Source organism: Acidobacteriota bacterium (assembly GCA_018001935.1).
Lineage (GTDB): Bacteria > Acidobacteriota > JAAYUB01 > JAAYUB01 > JAAYUB01 > JAGNHB01.
In genome coordinates this window covers 40,602-60,429 of the sequence record JAGNHB010000035.1, presented here as the reverse complement: position 1 = coordinate 60,429, position 19,828 = coordinate 40,602, and the positions used below count along the sequence as shown (strand labels likewise).

Here is a 19,828-nt window from a genome sequence, read left to right as displayed (position 1 = left end):
GCAGCGGCTGCCGCTGCGGCCTCTGCGAGGCCTCAAAGGTATGGATCAAGAAGGGGCCCGAGACCCTTCTTGATCCATTAGCTTATTTTTAGTGGATTTTTGTCTAGACAAAGGGGAGCACCGCAGGGTCCGAAGCCCATTCCCACCCGGCTTTCCCCGCATCGATCACCGGCTGGAATGTCAGGTTCCAGGCCAGTTCCGCGGTGTCAATCAGCTTTCTTCCGTAGAAACCGAAGGGATCGGATTTAAACTGTTGCCATTGATCCTCGGCGTAACGCAGGGTTCGTTCATACGTTTCCCTGGCCATCGACCGGACCTTGTAGTAAACGCGACGGACTTTGGCAATGGGATCGAAGTCGGGGTCGCGTTCCTGCTGCCACTGGTCCATCGCCTTGCTGACACACTCTGGCCAGATCCCCTGGTGCTGGGGGGCCGCGCGGGACAGGCTCAGCGGCCAGCGCGCCTTGCTCTTGGCCACCTCGTACGCCGCCAGGGAGCCGCCCTCCGGCAGGTCCTGGTCCGCCGACGGGCGGGCGGCGGACTCCGAACCCCCCAGGTCCCCCGTCTCCAGCGTCGCCGCCGGGACCGTGTCCTCCGCCGAGCGGCCCGACGGGTCCACGAAGCGCGTCGGCGACGCGTTGGCGTAGAGATACTTGTGCAGGCTCACCGGGGCGCTTTCATCCCCGGGGTCTTCGTCCTCCGAGAGGAAGCGCCCCGCCTCGGGGTCGTAGAAACGGGACTGCGCAAAGAACAGCCCCGTCTCTGGCTCCGCCTCGAGGCCGGTGAAGGTCAGGCGGTTGTCGTCCTCGGCAAAGGCCGACGCCAAATTGCCCAAATAGGCGTCCCGGTCAACGAAACCGTCGAGGCCCAGGTCCGGAGCGGTGAGGCACGCGCCTCCCGCCTCCAGTTCACGATGGTTGCCCCAGGCATCGTAAAGGTAGGCGTTTTTCACGCTCCCGTCGGAACCGGTCACGTTCACCGTGGAATTGAGGCCATCGGCGTGGTGGAAGAGGGTTTGGAGGGAAGATGGGAGGTAAGATCCCGGACCCGCGTCGGGACGACGCGTGGGAACCGCGTTGCCGTCGTCGCCAAGCCTTTCCCTCGCCAGGACCCCGATGCCGTGGAGGTAACGCTGCACCGGGTGGTACCCGCCGCCAGGGGACTCGCCCAGCTCCGCCAGGAGCGCCTCACCATCATGGACGTAGCGCCGCAGGTCGGTAACCGCCGTCCCATCCGGACGGAAGGATGTCCCCGATTTCCACACCCGGCGCCCCGACCCGTCGTACGCGAAGGGGGCCATCATTCTGTTCGGGTACCGGATGGCTTGCAACCACCCGTTGGACGTCCACCCGGAGGCGACCATCCAAGCGGAGCGGACAGAGAAACTGGATTGGCAGGAGAGAGAGGAAACCGCCCCGGTCACCATCGGGCGAACCGCTGCCGGGAGGACTGATGCCCACAGAGCAAAGCTCACCAAGACAAGCAAAGCGGGGACGATTCCACCCTTAGGCCTAAGGCACAGGCCTTCCTCACTGCCAAGCCGCCCCACCGCTGCCCGAAGCGAACCAATCGCTATGTCCTCTTGATTATTCATCACCTGCGCTTCTACCAGCTATCTCTCCCTGATTTTATTGGGATTAGACAAAACCTGGCACCGATATCCTTACCGGTCCGACCCCAGCGCAGCATCTTGACCGCCCTGCCACACCGGGGGAGAGATAAACGAAATGATAAGGGCCAGAAACAACATGTGTACTAACCATTATGATAGTTCAATCCGTGGACAAACCGCGCGGCCCCGGGCATTACGTAAAAACCTGCTTTGTTGCGTTCAGAGTTCCGTTTAATCCATGATGCTAATCGGTTGTACCACTTACGGAACGACTCACTCTTATTAACCGTTTCTTGTGGAAAGGATGAAACCCAATCGTTAAACTCGACCCAAAGACGACCATTATCGAGCCTGCTATTGTTCATACAGCATCTCGAAAACTCAATGATTTCATTCGGCAGTGGATCAATGATGTAATGCTGCTGTCGAGGGATGTATTTCAACTTCGGTTCTGGGCTTATTCCCCCATGCCAAATAGCTACTTTGAACCAACACAGCTCTCCCCTCTCGGGTAAATCAGAAATACTTTTTAGATTTGGTGTATCACTCCAAATCCTGAAGATGCAAACATTGGGATCCGAACGGAGAAACCCTAAAAACTTCTGCTCGTCTTCGTTTGTCATATAGAAGTTAATTTGATGGCCCATGTCATTGCTCCGTCAATATTTATGGAAGATCTTCTTGGCTTTGCGCACTTCAGGGGAGTAACGAACATCCCGGAGAGCATCACGTTCGCGAGCAACAGGTATCATAGGTTTTGATTTTAGGGTTTTCCCGACTTGATGAACTTCAACGATCTCTCTGGTTACAGGATCTCTTGCCACTACATCCATGTAACGAGCAGCCTTTTTACCATTCACTGTTTTAATGGGTACCTCGAAGTCAGGTATGAGGCCTCTTGCTTCAATTTCATCAGCTATCTCCGCTACTTTGCCTCGGTGCGCGGGATTACCAAGCTTACCATATGGATTTGGCGGTCCACTGTTTGGGGCAACAGGGGGACCGGACGTTCGAATGCGGGCGCCGAAGGGATAAACTCGGTGCGATGTGGGGATTATTTCGGGTTTGGCCTGACGTGAGCGGTTGTCTGAAAGGTTTTGACCCCCGACGCGGGTTTCGGCCAAACCGGCGGCGGGGCGGCCGAACGCGGCGGCCGCGTCAGGGACGGACCCTAACCCGGAGGCCGCGACGATGTTCGCCGGGAGCAAGGTCGTGACCAGGGCCAGCAGGATCAGGACGGGCAGCCCCAACCCATCTCCAAAAGCCCGGAAAGTCCTTATGATCGATTGACGCGTCGTCGATTGCGAATTCAGTCGCTATATCTCCTTTATCTGATTTGTGTTAGTCGGCATCAGGTGCCTTTTTCCTTTTGCGTTAAACAAAAATATTCCTTCTGGCCCTCACAATTTAAACGGCCAAATCAATGGCTTCCCTTTAAAATACTCTTTAATGTCATTGCCATGCCAAAGGACCTTCTGAACATAGCCTTTTTTCAATAATTCATCCATAGACGCATCGTTTCCTTTGATATAGCTAACTCCCTCTTTTGCTTGTATCGTCCACACTGTCGCGGAGCTGCCGAAGAAAAAGGTCGGCAAGTTATCCATAACGTTATCGACTGGTGAAAATCCAACTTTTTTCCAATTACGGACAGAATATAGGTTTACATAGACGACAGAGTCTTTGTATTCCAAATCAAACTCCCCCGTCGCTGGGTTTGCCAATTGTATCAATAATCCAAATCCATCGGAACGTATCACCTTAACAAAACCTGTATTTCCGGCATCCAGCTCGATCTCAAGTAGATCACCTGGTAAAGACTTGCATTTTGCCATCAACATCCTCCAAGCTTGCTTTTCAGATACTCTTGGCCTCTGGCACGCATCTCGATCGCTTTCGGATCGGTACGGGCAGGTCTTATACTGTGGTGCTGTTTCAGTGGAACAGCCTCGCCGCGCGCCTTGGCTGCTTCAATTTCACTTTGCTCGACCCCACGACCAGCTAAACGACCGGGTATATCTTCATGTAAAGGAAAAACTTTTCGTCCTTCTCTATCCCATTCGGCCTGCCTACGCAGAAAATCATCCGTCAACCCAATGTAGCCGTCCTCACCCTGATAAACCGTATGCGGATCGGTTTGCCACCAAGGGGAAGTGTGCCAATCACCATGTCCACCATTGTGAACAAGAATCCCCACAGAGCCTACGAAATAGTTATGTTTCTCTTCAGCGACGAAGTTGTACGTGGCTTCAGGGCAATCAAGTTCGCGAATAACAAGAGATTTTACTTGCCTTGAGAAGCCATCAATCAGGCGTAAGGTCATTCCGGTCTTTAGAAAGGCCGCTTCAACCCATCGTTGCTCAGAATCGACCCAGAATAGATGCCCCCGTGTGGCACGGATTATCTCCTCCCCCACCTGGATATCCACCCAGAAATAAGTGAAATTCCGGATGGTCTCGAGGACTTTCCTCTCAACAACTCCGCTCGTCTCAAAATCAAAGGCATAAACAGTGTCACCCTGACAAACACTTTCAATCTTCTTCGTGCCGTATGGCGTAGAGATCTCTGTGCCAGCCGCAAAGCAGATTCCCCCGTTTGGGGCATCATTTGGGGGGACGGTTGCAGGGGAGACGTCGTCGGCGGCTTCGGCGGCGTCGTCGAGCTTCCGGGGGAGGCCGGTGGAGGTTCCCGGCTCCACCGTGGCCGGGTGGCGGACAACGGTGGGAGGCGGTTTCCGGACCGCCGTGCTCCGACGGGCATAGTAGCCTTGGTACCCCCGCCCCTTCCTCAGCATCCGGCCGGCCGGGTCCCCGACGTGATCCGCGCCCCGGGCGAGCTGCCGCATCCGCCGGGCGAGGCTCGACCCGTGGAAGGCCTTGTACCCCGCCTTCAAGCCTTTGCCGGAATACTTCGCAAGACCGAAGGCCAGCGGCGCCCCCCGGCCCGCACCCGACAGCGTCATCTGGAAGACGTCCCCGCTCAGCGCGGCCGACCTGTACTCGGCCCCGCTCAGTCGCCCCGCGGCGAACTGATCGTGCTGCGCCGCCGCTTCCCGGCCGTAGGTGTAGTGGTCGTCCCCCAGAAACGACATCGCCGTCTCGAAGCGCTGGTACGCACCCCCGGGGTTCCGAAGGATCGCCCCCTTCGGCCCCTCGATCGTCTCCGGTTTCTGCGCGACGTCCCTCAGCGCTTTTTCCAGGTGCGACGCGTCCCCCCGCATCAGGCCCAGGAACGCCCGCATCCGCAGCGTTCCGTCCCCCCCGAACATGGACTCCTGGCGGCCATCCTCCTCCCCATACGTCGCCGGGTTGTCCACCCCGTACAGGTACCCGTGCTGCGTCAGCGGCATCCGCTCCGTCCCCGGCTCCGGGTCCGTCGACAGGAATCGGCCCGTCTCCGGCTCGTAATACCGCGACCCCGCGTAGTAAAGACCGCTCTCGGGCTCGAGTTCACTTCCGTCGAAGCCTGTGCGGTCTTCATCCGACGCGTACGCCCCCGCCAAATCGGCCAGGTACGCCTCCCATGACCACAGCCCCCCCGGATCCAGCCCCGGCGTCTCCTCGCACACCCCCCCGGCCTCCAGTTGCCGGAAGTTTCCCCACGCGTCGTACAGCCGCCCCGACACCACGATCCCGGCCGCCGACGTCCGGTTCACCGCCGAGCCCCGCGCGTCGTCGTGGCAGAACCGGCTGGCGCCTCCCGCGCCCACCGTCTCCTCCGCCACCAGGCCCTCCCCGTACACCCGCAGTCGCCGCACCGCCGGCGCGCTCCCCAAACCCTCCAACTCCGCCAGCAACTCCGTCCCGTCCCACACGTAGCGCCGCGGGCCCGGCAGCGACAGACCCGCCTTCCACACCCGCCGCCCCGACGCGTCGTACGAATACTCCGCCAGCGTCACCGGCAACGCGCCCGCTGTCTCCTTCACCACCCGGCGCAGACGGCCCGCCGCGTCCCAGGTCAGGGACAGCCGCCCTGTCTCCGTCCCGGGAAGGATTTCCCCCGACCCGTCCAACTCGCCCGTCAACCGGGACACCACCTCACCGCGCCGGTTGTGGACGTAGCGGACGCTCCGCCCCGGCGTCAGCGCGTCCCGCACCGTCACCAACCGGTTCCGCCCGTCGCAGGCGAAGCTCCGCTGCTTCACAACGCGCACCCCGCCCCCGGCCACGGGGACGGTCTCCTCCTCCGTCAGGCGGTTCCCGGCCCCGTCATACGTATAGGCCGCGTGCCGCCCGTCCGGGTAGTCCACCCCCGTCAGCCGCCCCTGCCCGTCGTACGTGTAGGCGGTCGTCTGCGGCGCGGCGTCCCATCCCGCCGACCGGCACGCCGGCACCGCGTTCCACTCCCGCATCGCCGTCTTGTTGCCATCCGCGTCGTAGTCGTACTCGAAGCGGCTCACCTTCAACCCGTCAGTGGTCCGCGTCGTGTCGATAGACGTGATTCTCCCTACCGGGTCGTAGGCGATCTCCGTCCGAACCCCGTTGGGATAGACGACCGTCTTGAGCCAGCCCTGAGGATAATAATCGTAGTGTGCTTCCCAAGGGCTTCCCTCTGGCGATTGCCGACGGCTGATGTCCGTCAGGCGCCCGGCTGCGTTTCGAGTGTAGGACACCGAAGGTTGCCAGTTCGCCGTCCAGTCTTCTCCGGGATACCCAATTCCCGCCCGGTTGCCCGACCGGTCGTGGGCAAAACCTGTCCGGGCCCCTCCGTAACCCTCCCGACGGCTCTCCAGCCGCTGGAGACCGTCATAGGCAAAGAAGGATGTGAACCGCACCCGCTTCCACGTCCCCCAATCCCCGATCACCTGCCCCGCGCCATATCCGGAGGCATCGGCGCGGCAGAGTTTTTCCTCCTTGATTTCCAGTACATTATCATTTTGATCGTAAGCGTAGTCCGTTCGAACAGGGACATCGGGGATCTCCCCAGCCGACCGCCCCGGAGAGAGCGCGACCGGAACCCCCTGGACCGGCCCCAAGGAGGCGAGGACCGCCTCCGGAAGTTCTACGGCCTTGAGCCTCCCCCACTTGTCGAAGGTACGTTTCTCTTCCACCCCTTCAGGGTCGAGGGCGCGAACCAAGTTCCCGAGGGCATCGTAGGCGTAATTCCACTCCGAGGTCTGACTGGCGCCATCCTGAAATCGTTTTAGAACCAGGCGGTCCCAAGGGTCCCACTCCTGCTCCAGGAATCGGTTTTCGGGATCGATGCGCCGCAGAAGTCTCCCGGCGGCATCGCGCTCGAAAGTCCAGGTCCCGGCTGTCGGGCCACCAGCATCCAGCGTCACCTTGACCAAGTCGCCCTTCTCGTCGTACTCGAAACGGGTTTCTCGCCCCAACGGGCTCCTGCGAAGCACCTCCTGTCCCAACCCGTCATAGCTGGCAGAAGTCATATTACCCAGGGCATCGGTGGTGGACACCCTCTCGTTGCGCTCGTTGTAACCGTAGACCCAGCGTGGAGAACCCGACATCCCGCAATCCGTCTCGGTCAGGCGGTTTCCCACCCGGTCGTAGGTGTACGCACGCAGACAATAAGCCCCTGTTTCCTCAACGCTCCCGTCGGAAACCTCCTTCAAGCCGTCTTCCTGTTTGACCAATCGCCCGAAGCCGTCATAGGTGTTTCTCGTCGCACGTCCATCGGCATCCACTTCGAGAACCACCCGGTTGGACTGGTCGTACTCGCGCCGTGCCATGCGAACATCACCCACCCAAGGGCCACCGTCCGCATGGCTGACTCGAACCGCCAGACGATTACGCAGCACTTCCCTCCCCAGTGGGTCGAGGAGCACCCGGGTGGCGTTGCCGGCCCGGTCGTATTCGGTTCGCGCATTCATGGGGTCGGCATACTCCACACGTTGCGGTTTTCCGGCATTTCCGGAAAAACGTGACCGCTCGGCCTCGGTCTGGCGCTTCGGTGAGTCGTCCTCCGCCTCAACGGCCTCCTGGAACTCCGTCAACCGCCCCAGACCGTCGTAGCGGGTACGGTCGACCCAGCCGTCCTTCCGCCGGTGGTAGACCTCTCGGCCTTCACCGTCGTAACCGAAACGTTCCTGCCGGTACTCTTCCCAGCATTCATGGCAGAACGTGTTCTCCGGATGCAGAACCAGGACATCCCGCCCGGATCCATCCTCGAAGTGGAAGGTTGTACGCCCCAGGACATCCGTATCCTTCCACCACACCCCAGTGGTCCCGTCGGAAATGACCGCGGCGGGATCATCCAGTGACGAAAACTCCGCATACTCGAAGAAATGCTCCTGAGACCAGGCACTGCTCCCGCTCACCTCTCGAAGCAACTCTTCGGTCTTCTTCCGTCCCAAGGCATCATAAGTGAAACGACGGGATATCCATCGTTCCGGCGTTTTGGATTGTTCTGCCCGCTGCTCCCGGACCGTGCCGTCAGGGTTGAAGGCCTTTTCCAGACGAAACCCCGAAGCATCGGTCTCGCGTACGGCAAATCCCTGTGGGGTGCGCAACCACGTCCGGATTCTCCCCTCGGCATCCTTCTCTTCTACAACACCACCAAAAGCATTCCATCGGGTGGATTTTTCAATCCGGGATCCCTGGGTGTCCTGCATCGCTTCCAAGCAAACTTTGCCCAGACCATCGGTAAGCGTCTCGCGTGTCGTCCCCGTAGACGCTTCTGTTTCAAGCGTCTTGAACCCTCCGCCCGGCAAATCGAGGTAAGCATAAGTCCATCTGTAGATAAAACCACCGGAACTTTCGCCGACCGCGCGCCCCGATGCGGATACCACCTTGGATTTCGGTCGATCAAGTGCGTCATAGGTAAAGCTCGTGACCAAGCCCCGAACTTCATCTCTCTCCTCGATAGGGTTGCCTTTCCTGTCAAATTTCCAAGTTGCACTGTTACCTAATGGGTCGATGGTCCGCGTACGGCGACCGAAGCCATCGTATTCATGGATGGTCTTCGCGCCGGTCTCATCCGTTTCCCACAGAACCCACCCCTCCAGATTGAATCCTTTCCCTGAGGCGAAGCGGTTCTCCGCTGCCGGAGGGGCCCCCGCCACCGGGAACGGAAGGGCATCATTCGGTCCTGGTGCACTCCCGACCTCCCAACTTTTCCGACCGAAACCGTCATAGACGTAAATCGTCCGGCGACCATATTCGTCTCGTTCCAAGGTCTTCCGCCCGCGAACGTCGTACTCGTTGACGGAAACTCTTTTCCCGTCAACGTCGTGCGTGAGTTCGAGGTTTTGCGCGTTGAATGTCCGCAGATGAACTTTTCCGGAAGGATCGACATGCCGTTCAAGGTTCCCGTTGAGGTCGTAACCGAAGGTCTCGAACCAAGCCCCCCCTCCGTGCCATGAAGGAGAGAAGGAAGTCTCCTTTCGGGCCACCCGACTCAAAGCATCAAGATGTATACGCTCTTCGAGGACCCCGAGCCCGTTCCCGTCCGTCTGACGGCGGAGGCAGATCTGTCCGCCGGGGTGGTAGGAGAGGGATTCTACCATCGAGACCGCAAGCTCGCCTGTCAGTCCATTCCCAACCTGGATTTCAACCGGCCGGTGCATCCCGTCGTACGACGTTCGCTTGATGGCCCCCGTGGGGCCTTTTTCGACCAGGAGCTCTCCCCAGTGGCTCCACGTTTTCTCCTCCACCCGGCCCAAGGGATCGATTTCAACGGCGGCCCGGCCGTGAACGTCGTACCCCGCATACTTCGTTTTTCTTCCCAGCGTGTCCGTGCTTGAGATCAGATTCCCCTGATCATACTCGTAAATCGTTTCATGGGTCTCCCTGGTGTCCCCTACCATCGCCGACTCGGTATCCCGGACGACGTGCCCCCTGGCATCCAGCTCCCATCGACGTTCGATCCCAAGAGGCGATTTTTCGTATACCTTTCTGTTGTAGACCGGGTCCCATTCCCATGTCCAGACGGCAGTCACGTCCCCTTCAGTGGGATTTTCAACCTGCTGAATGACATTACCGCGGTTATCGTACTGATAGTCGCTTCGGGAGCCATCGGGCCGGGTTTCCGACTTCTTGTTCATTACGGGGTGCCCGGCTGAATCGAAGGCGTACCACTCATATGCAGTGATGGCATTGTCGCTGAGGCGGATGGTGGTCACCAAGCTGCCCCGGTTGTCGAATCGATATTCCGTCAGAAAACCCTTGGGATCCTTGACGGTGGTCTTGCCCGGAGCGTACTGGAATTCGGTTGGAGATGGCTGGTCCCCATCCCGGACGGAAACCACCCGGAAGATGCGACGTCCAGGTTGATCGGCAGCGGGGGGCTCTTCCTGATAGTACGTTTCCGCCACGTTCCCCGGGTTGGGCCCCAGAACCCGGCTGAGAAGATGGATGTCATCGACCGGTTGCGGTGACGCGGGCACGGTGTAAATATAATCGATGACCTTCGGCGTTCCAGCCTTGCCTGGAGGCGGCCCAACAGTCACCCGATCAAGGGTTCCGCAGAGGCCGTAATCGTATTCGGCCCTATTGCCTTCCCGACCTTCGGGATCCAGGAGGAGAACCCGCTTTATCCGCCGGCCCAGGGCACGGCATTCATATTCGAAAACCATCCGGTTTCCGGACGTGTGATGAATCTCCCGAATCTGCCGCGGGAAAGACGGCTCGTAAACCCAGCTCAACTGGTTGCCGTCAGGGTCCGTCTGGCTCTTCAGACGCCATTCCCAAGGGTTGGCCTTTCCCAGATAATTTTCGAACCGGTATTTCAATCCCTGCTTGGTGATCAGGGTGTAGTCGTCATCGTCCTCAAACAGGGTGGCGCAGTCACCCCGTTGGGGCATCCAGACCGTGCCAACCTTTCGGAAGCGCAACCCCGCGGCGTCCCCGCCGTTGACCAGGAGATCGCCGCACTCGTCTCTCTGGAGCGAGATATCGAGAGAGTGCCCCCAACCATCCCCCAGGATGCCGTAGCGGGGGTGCTGCCCACCGCTGTACCACGTTCGTGTGAACTGCAGCGACAGGCCTCGATCCTCGAAACCCAAGTCGGTGGCAGACTCGATACGGTGCCCCTCGCGGAGATCGACGCTTTTCCAGTAGACTTTCTCCGCGTCCTGGGACCGGTGAGAATCCCAACCCACGAAGAGGTTTCCGTAGATCACGTCCACTACGTATTGCCCGGGGTTGCCAGGAGAGGGGAAATCCAATGCCTCGACATCAAAGGCAAAAACGTACCTACCTACCGGGAGTTCGGCCAAGTATTCAAGGATTTCCTGCTTTTCGATGTAATAATTCTTGTAGGTGGGAACAAACTGACTAAGGTCCCAGCTTTGTCGGAGGGACAAGTTCAACCCGTTCTGGTCTAAAATCCGCAGGGTTTTCACTCGCACGTTGAAGTTGGCGAAAAACCCGATCCGCTCAAGTTTCGGACAGCTTTCCGCCTCGTCCTGACCTTTGAAGAATCCTTGAGGTACCGCTTCCTTGACGATGTTCACAACGGGAGAGTGAAGGCGGATGAGTTCAAGCAGGGTGGTCTCCTCGGAAGAAGAAGACAAGGTCATTCCCCCGGGAAGCCGCATTTTCGCCCGTGCCGTAGCCCGGGGAGGTTCTCGGCGGCGGGCCACGCCATTACACCCCGGGGGCATGTCGTCGTCCTGGCTTCCCAGCGAGAGGTCGATCTGCGTGGTTTTCACGCGACGAATTCGGCCATCCCCGTTTTCATGGCGTTCGAAGGTCATGGTCTCGGAACCTGAAAGAACCTCGACGGTTTCATTCAGGCGGCTTCCGTCGCCATCCAGGGGGCTTCCCAGCAGGTCCGGCGGCAGGACCAGGTAATGAGACAGGACACCCGCCGGGATGCGCAGACTCGTCACCTCGGATGAACCCGGCACATAGTTGTGAATGACCGGAAGCACATTGTCGTATTGCTGTACGAGGGCCCCCGTCCGATCATCGTAGAGATTCCGCAACACCCCCATCATCTGAAGTACCGCATCCATGACAATAATCCGGGATCCAGATACGGTTGGCGCAGATTGCCCTCCCGAGGGCGTCCCGCCCGGAGCGGTTCCCTCAAAGGCTAGATAGACAACCTGATCGTCACACACAAACCGAACAGCTTCAGCATTGGCCACAAGGATACGCTGTGTGAAATCCTTACGAAAATCGTCGAGCAGCAATCGGTACAGCTTGCCGCTTCCAGACAGCATAGCCCCTTCTCCTGCACGCCCGAGAACCAGAGGCCCCTCCGAAGGAGAGAAGTCCTTCCTCCCAAGAAGACCAACCGAGAGTCCACCCGCCGAGGCGCTCAGACCATATACCATCAGTGAAGAGCCTCCGTCAGGACGAATGCCAGTGGCCAGCAACAGAGGAGAAAAACCCATGCTGCCTGAAGGGGAATAATAAGTGACCTCGGGAAGTACAAGAACTTGGCGGATTGACAGGACATTATCGACCGCAAGGTGAAGGTCATCGAGGAGAGATGTTCCCGGTACGGATTCCGAAGGGTCTTCGTAGAGGGTGATTCTTCCAGAAAGGAGAGTGCTGCTCCCCACTGATTTGGGTGCCGTGAACGTGCCGTCGGCAACTCCCACCAAACGGACCTGTCTCGGAAGAGCGTTCCCCGCATAAGAAGCGGGCCAGTCCATTACGTCGAGATCGAAACATTGGCCCTGGGTGCTCTTGACACCTCCCAACTCCCAACAGAAGCCGTATTGGGGCAGAAGCGCCAACCCCATCGGGGAAAGATCGATACCCGATATCGGGCTCTCCTCGGCACTGGCTATGTCCTTGATCAATTGACTCAAGAGGAACAGTTCGACCGCTTGGGAAAGCACAAAACTGCGCACGCCCAAACCAGCCACAGCCACGTACACCATGTTCTCGACGCGCCGAACCCGGAGCGGCGTGCCTCCAGTCCCCGGGAAGGCCAATGTGACCGCGCCGGTGCAGGACGACCGGGCCCCATCGTATACGAACGCTTCGTCCCAGGTTATTGAGAGGCTATTGGCATCGACAAGATCGTAAATCAATAGAACCGAATTGAGCGGGAATGTCCCCCCAGCCGCGCAAACCACAATCGCCCTGAAACCGTTGTAGATGGGCTGGACATCAAAATCCATGGCGTTCAAAGGGATAGCGATCTCCGCAAGTTTCCGGGGAGCCCCGATATCCTTGTAATCCCATATCTGCAGGGCCGAGCGTTGCATGGGCAAACCAGGCTGGTTACCCTCACGCAACAGGAAAACGTATTGTCCCACCTTGCATATCGCCTGGTGAGGACGAAGATAACTTTGTTGGTCGCACAAGCCCTGGGGAGTGAATGTATCGAATCGGGTCAATTCCGATTCGTCAAGGACAAGAGAGCTTCCATCCGTGTCCACGATGCCTGGCGGGATGTTCTCCCATCGAATGGCGTACCGGGTCCCAGGATCCAATTGGCAAGGATGTTCCGGATCAACGGACTTGGGCGCCATCACAATCCGGGTATGATAGATTTCGCTACTTCCCGGCAGTTGGAATGTCCCACCCGGGTAAAGGGCACAGGGGACGCTTTCTTCGTCACCTCCAGGACTCATTTTCTTTAATTGTAAAAACGAGTCTCCCGCCGGGAGAAGAACAGGCTCAGAAAACAAGACTGTGGGATGAATCAGGCAGGAGGTATCCGAGGATCCTTTTTCCGGAATTGTCGATAGTACAATCGGGGATTCTCCGGGTACCGGAGGAGGAACATCCAGGATGTCATCGAACACGACAAAGTGAAAGCTCTCCGAAACAGGCGTGCCATTCCCTTTCCTTGCCACAATAGTCAGTTCATGGGAACCTGAAAATAGTTCCTGGGTATCTAAAGGCACCGTGTAGAGGGTCGTCGAATTCTCTCCGGGAGGAAGGAAGACCATCGGACCCCCGTCCAAAAAGACTTCCATCTCGGCATCGAGTGGTGAAACGATGGTCTTGAAACGAAATTTCTTTCCCGAAACCGGATTCAATACCCGCTCCACATTCAATTCCAGGGTTGCCAACTCGTCTCGGGTAAAGATATCCGCATTCTGAACCCCGATCTCCCCGCGGATGGGCTGGATCGTTACCGGCGTTTCCGGCAGAGAAAGGTCCCCGATCACCAAGTTGCCGACAAACAAACATGTGCCAAAGTTATACAGCCAAGGCGGGAAATATCCCTCGATTTCAACCGCCCAGGTGTGGGCTCGCATACCCGTTGCGGGTTCGAGCGCGCTGATCTCGATCGCCGATACGGGGTTGGGAGGATTTAGCAAAATCAAACCATATTCGCCCAGCAGGTTCGTCTGTGTGACAATCTGGTTTCCATATACATTCGTGCCGGCGGCAACCAAGGCATTCGGCACTGGATCCTGGATCTCCGCAATCAATTGGGCATCCCACCGTGGTTTTTTCACAGTACCGGTGATCAAGGCCGTGCTGTTTGGAACAAAACCGCAGTATGCGATGGTGGTGAAAAGTTCAAAAGTACCGCAAAAGCCCGGGTGGAAAGAAGAAGGAAGCACCTTGCAGACACTCCCGGCATTATTCGCGGTCATGGCGCTGTCCAGATCCTGATTGGTCAGGTGGAAAACAGTTCCGCCTTGCATCCTTGCCAACCCCTGAATTGAGTAGGTTGGCCCACTGTCCAACTCGATGGTTCTCAGGTATATGAGGCTGGTATCTTCCGCCATGCCGGAGGGCGCCGGCCAGGAAACCCGGATCTCCTTTGACGTCTGCTGCCGGTATGTGCTTTCCACGGAGAGCTTCCCCCAGAATGGAAAACCGTCCGGCAGAGGCTCATGAGGAGCATCCGGGCCTTCCAGGATCGCCTTGATGCGGGCGCGGACGGGGAGGGCGCCCGCGGGGATCTCGAGGCGGACGCCGCCGGCACCCGTTACGACCCCGCCGGCGGGTCCGACGAAGTGGCCGCCGTCGGCGTCGGTCATCACCGGGAGCGGCACGGTCGTCACGGCACCGAAGGCGTCCTCCACCAGGATTCGGATATCGTCCCAGGGGGTGCCGCCGACCGTCAGCGAGAAAGCGCCGCCGCCCGGGCAGGCCGTGAGGATGCGGGTCTCGCCGGTGGTCAGGTTGACCACCTTGAGCTTCCCGCCCGGGGGGATGGGGCAGCCGGGGGAGGTCAACGTGAGGGTGGCGCCCGTCACGTCGACGGAGACGGCGAGGCCGGGGATCCCGACGGGAACGGTGCTGGCGGGGGCCGTCTCGAAGTGAAGGACGGCGGGGGCCGCCATGGGCCGCCCGTACCGGTTGGACACGGCGGGCCCCACCCGGACCTCGCAGACCGAGCCGGCGGGGAAGCCCGCGGCGGGGGTCACCACGAGGTCGCGGCCGGCGTTGCGCAGGGAGACGCGGACCGCCGCGGCGATTGGGGCGCCGTCGACGGTGACCCCGGCGTCGGCGTCGCTCACGGTGGTCGGGTACAGGGGAGCGTCGAAGCGGAAGAGGGCCTCGGTGACGCCGGAGAGGCCCGTGGCGAGGGGACCCGGCCAGGTGGCGACCACGACGGGCACCACGGGCGCCAGCGCCAGGTCGCGGGTGACGCGGATCGTCCCCGGCCAGAGGGCGTCGGCTTCGCCGGCATAACCGGCCGCGTCGTCGGCGCCCCGGAGGCGCACCGTTCCTTCGTCGGCGGGGAAGGTCTGGAGGAAGTACCGGTTGGCGGCGTCCAGGTCCGACACCACGGGGCAGGTGGAGGACGTCACCCGGACCCCGGCGGGGTGGGCGCCCCCGAGGTCCACCGTTCCCTCGGCAAAGACGGGCTCGTGCGCCAGGCGGCAGAGGACGAAGTCGCCGCCGCGGGCGAGGCCGGGGGCGGGGCTGTTGTCCGAGAGGGTCGGCAGGCTGACCACCGTGTCGCCCTGCCGTACGGCCGGACAGGCGTAAACCAGGAAGACGGCGGTGCCGCCGGACACGCCGGTCGAACCCTCACCGCCGAACGAAGGGCCGCGAAGAAGCCGGTAGAAGGCCAGGGCCTCCCCCGCGGGCACGGGGCAGACCACCGCCACGGCGGTGCCGTCGGGCAACGGGGCCAAACTCGCCAGGCGGAAGCCGCCGAGGACGTCCAGGTCGTCGCTCCCGGAATCGGGAAGTTCCCAGGACGCCAGGGCGCGGAAGTCCACCCACACGCCGGCGGGAAGTCCGGCCCCGCCCAGGGTGACCCGGTCGCCCCGGTCGTTCTCCAGGGTGGTGGCGGGGTCCTGAAGGATGGTTCCGACCCGGCGGGAGCGCTCGGGAAGAACGTCCACGGTGACGCGGCCGGAGAGGAGGTCCACGGGGTCGAACTCCTCCACGGGGCGCACGGGGAACGTGGCCCGCAGGCCGCCGTCCGGGGCGCCGGGGCCTCGGAAGAGGAGAAGGTCCTGCGCGTAGGCGCGCCCTTCCACGTCTCCCCCGCCGCTGAGCCGCCACGTGTTGCGGAAGGCGGCGGTGACGGCGGTCCCCGAGGCGACCGGCGCCGCGGAAGTCACCCGGAGGTCGGCCAGCGCCACCATCCCCGTCCCGGCAGCCAGGGCCGCGGGGAGCACTTCGCCCTCGGCGGTCAGGGCGGCGGCGGGTCCCGGCGGGTCACCGGGAAGCAGCGCCTCGCCCACGGCCGGCACGGCCGGGGTCAGGGGGGCCGGGTCGGCCACCGCCAGGACGTAGGAACCGCCGAGGTGGACGTCCACAGCCCAGGCCGTTTCACCCAAGGATGCGTTCGGGGCCTCGCGGCGAACCCAGCGGCGCTGGGCGGGGTCGAAGCGGAGCCAGGCCCACGGGCGGCCGTCGGGCGGGGCGCCCCCCCACGCCGTCTCCAGGCGGGCGGGCAGCGCAAAGGCCACCGTGGCGGGCGCGAGGTCCAGGGCGACCCAGGGGGTCCAGCCGGTGGGGAGGACCTGGGGGAGACCTTGAGGGGCCACCGCCGTGAGGCGCAGGTCGGTTTGCACGGCCAGGGCGCCGGCCGGGACCTGGAGGGTCAGGGCCCGGGTGGAGTCGACGGCGGCGCCGCCGCCCGCGGAGACCGGCGTGGTCTTCGGGTCGACGGGAGTCAGCCGGGCATCCAGCACGGCGGTGCCGGTGCCGTCGGCGGCCTGCGCGAAACGGCAGGCGTCCAGGTAACCGTCGCGCTGCACCCGGAGTTCCACGGGGCCGGGGACGGCGGGGAGGACGTACTCGCCCTGGGCGTCGGAGCGAACCGTCTTGCCGGTGGCGAGGAGGGTCACCCCGGCGTCGTCCAGGGGCAGCCCGTCGTGGGCGCGGAAAACGCGGCCGAGGACGAAGGCGCCGTTGTCCCGGGGGTCCAGGACCTGGGTGACGGCGGTGGCGACGGCCTCGGGGCGGCCGGGCACGGCGTCGCGGGCGGCGAGGCGCCACTGCAGGGTCGCCGGGGGCCCTTCGGGGACGGTCCAGTCGAGGTCCCAACGAACCCAGTATCCGGGGTCGACCCGGGACGCGGCGGGCGGCAGGTCGACGGCCTGGCCGTTCACCGTGAGGGCGACGGCGTCCACCGCCACCGTGTCGGAGACCACCAGGGTGAGGTGCACGGGGCGGCCCGGCCAGCCGCAGGGGTCGGCCTGGAGCGACACCGAGGGGCCCGTGGTGTCCACGCCCACGGGGACGGACGCTTCGACGGTCTCTGTGCCGCGGTGGCCGCGGGCGGTCAGGTTCCGGCCGGGGTAAGCCGCGCCGCAGGGCCCTTCGGGGAGGGCCATGGGAAGGGTGAAGGCGAAACCGTCCGAATCCGGCGTCAGGTCGGCCCGGATGCCGTTGACGTCGACGCTCTCCACGCCGACCGCGCATTTCCCGCTCACCGTCAGCGGGAGTTCCGTGACCCGCGCGCACTCCGCCGGCGTGTCGATCCGAATCCACAGGGCCGTGTCGACGGTGACGGTGTGGGTGTGGTCGGCGGCGGTGGCCCAGGCGGTTTCGGCGCGGGCGGTGACGGTGTTGGGGCCCTCGACCAGGGGGAGGCTGGCCAGGGTGAAGTTGCCCTGGGCGTCGAGGGCGGCAGGGAGGCCGTTGACCGTGACCGACGTGATGCCGGTGGTGTCGCCGGAAGCCGCCGGCGAACCGGGGGAAACAGGAGCGCCTGAAGCACCGGGAACGCCGGGCGAGACGGAGGCGGCCGGCTTTCCGGACGAAGCGCTCACACCGGGGACGGCAGCATTCTCGGTGACCCCGTTGTGGACGGTGCCCGTGACCGTGACCGCGGCCTGGCCGAGGAGGGCGCCGTCGGCGGGGGTCGTGATCTCGACGACGGGGACGGGCCGGTAGTGGACCGTCACCCGGTCCTCGGCGGTGGCGGCGGGGCTGGTGGCTTCGGCGCGGATCTCGGTGGGGCCGGGGGGCACGCGGAGGGACGCCGTCCAGCCGCTCCCGTTCAGGGTCGCGGGGAGGCCGTTGACGCGGACCCCTGTGACGGGGCCGGCGACCGTCCCGGTGACGGTCAGGTCCGGGGAGGCCAGGACCGCGCCGTTGGCGGGGCTGGTGATGACGACGCCGAGGGCGGGGCCCGTCACGTCGAAGTGCGGCCCGAAGGCGTCGCAAACGCCGACGCGCACGGCGAGGGGGCCGCTGACGGCCGTCGCGGGGACCGTGGCCCGCAGGACGTGGGACGAGGCCGCCGTGACGGTCATCTCCGCACCGCCCAGGGTGACGCGGTTCTCCCCCGGGGTCTTCCCGAAGTTCCAGCCCCAGAGGTTGACCGTGGCCCCCGGCCCGCCCGACAGGGGGTCGGCGGCGAGGAACTGCGGGCCCTCGGCGCACTCGCCCGTGGCCGGGGGGACGTCCCCCGGCTCGGGGAGGGGCGGGACGGCGGCGAAGAGGTCGCCGGCGCCGCGCCCGAAAATCTCGTAGAGGTGGAGCGGCTCGGAGGCGCTGACGCGGATGGAGCCGCCCAGGCGCTCGGACACGCCGAAGAACTCGTTCACCAGGTGGGCCTGGCGGGCGCCCGGCGGCAGGTCCAGGGCGCACTGCCCCACCGGCTGCGCGTCGCCGTCGCAGAGCTGCATCTGCACGTGCGCGGGCCGCGTGGTGGGGTTGACCAGGGTGACGCCGGTGACGTAGCCCATCCCGTGGGCCACGTGGCTGAAGCGCGCCTCGCGGACGGGAAGGTCCCAGGCCGGCAGGCAGGTCACGCCCCCCGCAGCGTGGCGGATCGCCACGGCACAGAGGAGGCCGCCCTTGGAAGCGTCGCTCTCCAGGCGAATGAAGCCGGACTTGAGCGCCTCGCCGCCGGCGCCGAAGGCCTCGCTCACGGTGACGCGGCGGGCGGCGCGGGCGGGGACGGACACGGCGTGGACGGGCCGGCCGGCGCCGTCCTCGACGTCGGGGACGCCGCGCAGGGTGACGCCAAGGGCCGCGTCGCCGGGGTTGACCAGCCAGACCCAGGTCTCGAAGCCGGCGCCGCAGGCGTAATGGGCGCAGAGCCGCTCCAGGGCGCCGTCGGCGGGGTCCAGGGCCGGGAGGGCGCTGAACTCGGGGGCGCCCTCGCCGTAGACCAGGGCGTGGACGGGGGCGGTGGCGCTGACGCGGACGCAGCCTTCCGTCGCGCCGGAGAAGAGCACGGACACGGAGAGGCGGGCGCAGCCGTAGCCGGGGAGGGTCACGTGGCGCGCGGGGCGGGAGACGGGGGCGCCCTCGAGGGTGAGGGTGACGTCGGCGGGGGCGGAGCTGTCGTTGACCAGGGCCAGGAGGGTGTCGCCGGACGAGACGGCGCCCAGGAGCGGGGCCACCCAGGCGGTGCGGGCGCGGCGGCTGAGGTTGGCGCCGTCCTCGGCCCGCAGCGCCGCGTCGTGGGCCTGGGCCATGGCGAAGACCTCGCCGTCGGCCTCCAGGCGGACGGAGACGGGGCCGGCGGGGGAGGCGCCGAAGGCCTCGTGGAGGTAGCGGGCGTAGAGGCCGCCCGTGGCCAGGTCCACGGACACGGGGTTGGTGACGCCCTCGCCGGTGACCAGCTGCCCGGCGGCGTCGCGAAGGGAGAGGGTGAGGTGCCGCCGGGCCGTCGCCGAGGGGTTGGACAGCCCCAGTCCCACCCGGTGGCCGTCGTCGGGGGCGGGGAAGGCCACCGCCGTGAAGGCCGGGGGGTCGTCCGTCGTCGCCGCCCCCGCCAGGCCCGGGGCCAGGAGGAGGGCGAGAAGGAGGAGGGATTTAGGGAAGGGGCGTCCGTGGGTCATGTCAGGTCCTCGACGTTGGGATGGGGGGAGAGGGAGCGCGACACTTGCGCCCGGCCGGCGATTGGTGTTTCAGGCCTCTCGCCAGGCGAAAAGCCCCGCAAAAGAGACGAAGCCTTGACGACCCCGTGAAA

The 19,828-nt window shown here is 63.2% G+C and carries 5 protein-coding genes; 1 reads left to right on the top strand and 4 read right to left on the bottom strand.

The features are described from left to right. Positions 1 to 103: 103 nt before the first annotated feature. From KA419_13425 to KA419_13410, 4 genes are all read right to left on the bottom strand, one after another. Entirely contained in the window at positions 104 to 1,300 is a 1,197-nt protein-coding gene (locus KA419_13425; protein MBP7866938.1) for an RHS repeat-associated core domain-containing protein, read from the bottom strand. 971 nt (positions 1,301 to 2,271) lie between these two features. Next, on the bottom strand, positions 2,272 to 2,862 hold the full coding sequence (locus tag KA419_13420) for a hypothetical protein (protein MBP7866937.1): 591 nt from the start codon (positions 2,860 to 2,862) through the stop codon (positions 2,272 to 2,274). 150 nt (positions 2,863 to 3,012) lie between these two features. Continuing rightward, positions 3,013 to 3,447, bottom strand: coding sequence for a hypothetical protein (locus KA419_13415; GenBank protein MBP7866936.1), 435 nt, complete (start codon positions 3,445 to 3,447; stop codon positions 3,013 to 3,015). Continuing rightward, entirely contained in the window at positions 3,447 to 19,094 is a 15,648-nt protein-coding gene (locus KA419_13410; GenBank protein ID MBP7866935.1) for an IPT/TIG domain-containing protein, read from the bottom strand. Before KA419_13410 ends, KA419_13415 begins: the two co-directional genes overlap by 1 nt. Before the next feature lie 106 nt (positions 19,095 to 19,200). Here KA419_13410 and KA419_13405 point away from each other — a divergent pair, with 106 nt between their 5' ends. Further along, positions 19,201 to 19,410, top strand: a complete 210-nt coding sequence (locus tag KA419_13405; GenBank protein MBP7866934.1) for a hypothetical protein — start codon at positions 19,201 to 19,203, stop codon at positions 19,408 to 19,410. Positions 19,411 to 19,828: the final 418 nt, after the last annotated feature.

Coding starts and splice junctions, on each gene's coding strand:
- KA419_13425 (MBP7866938.1), bottom strand. CDS start 1,300: ATGGCCCCCTTCGCGTACGACGGGTCGGGGCGCCGGGTGTGGAAATCG.
- KA419_13415 (MBP7866936.1), bottom strand. CDS start 3,447: ATGGCAAAATGCAAGTCTTTACCAGGTGATCTACTTGAGATCGAGCTG.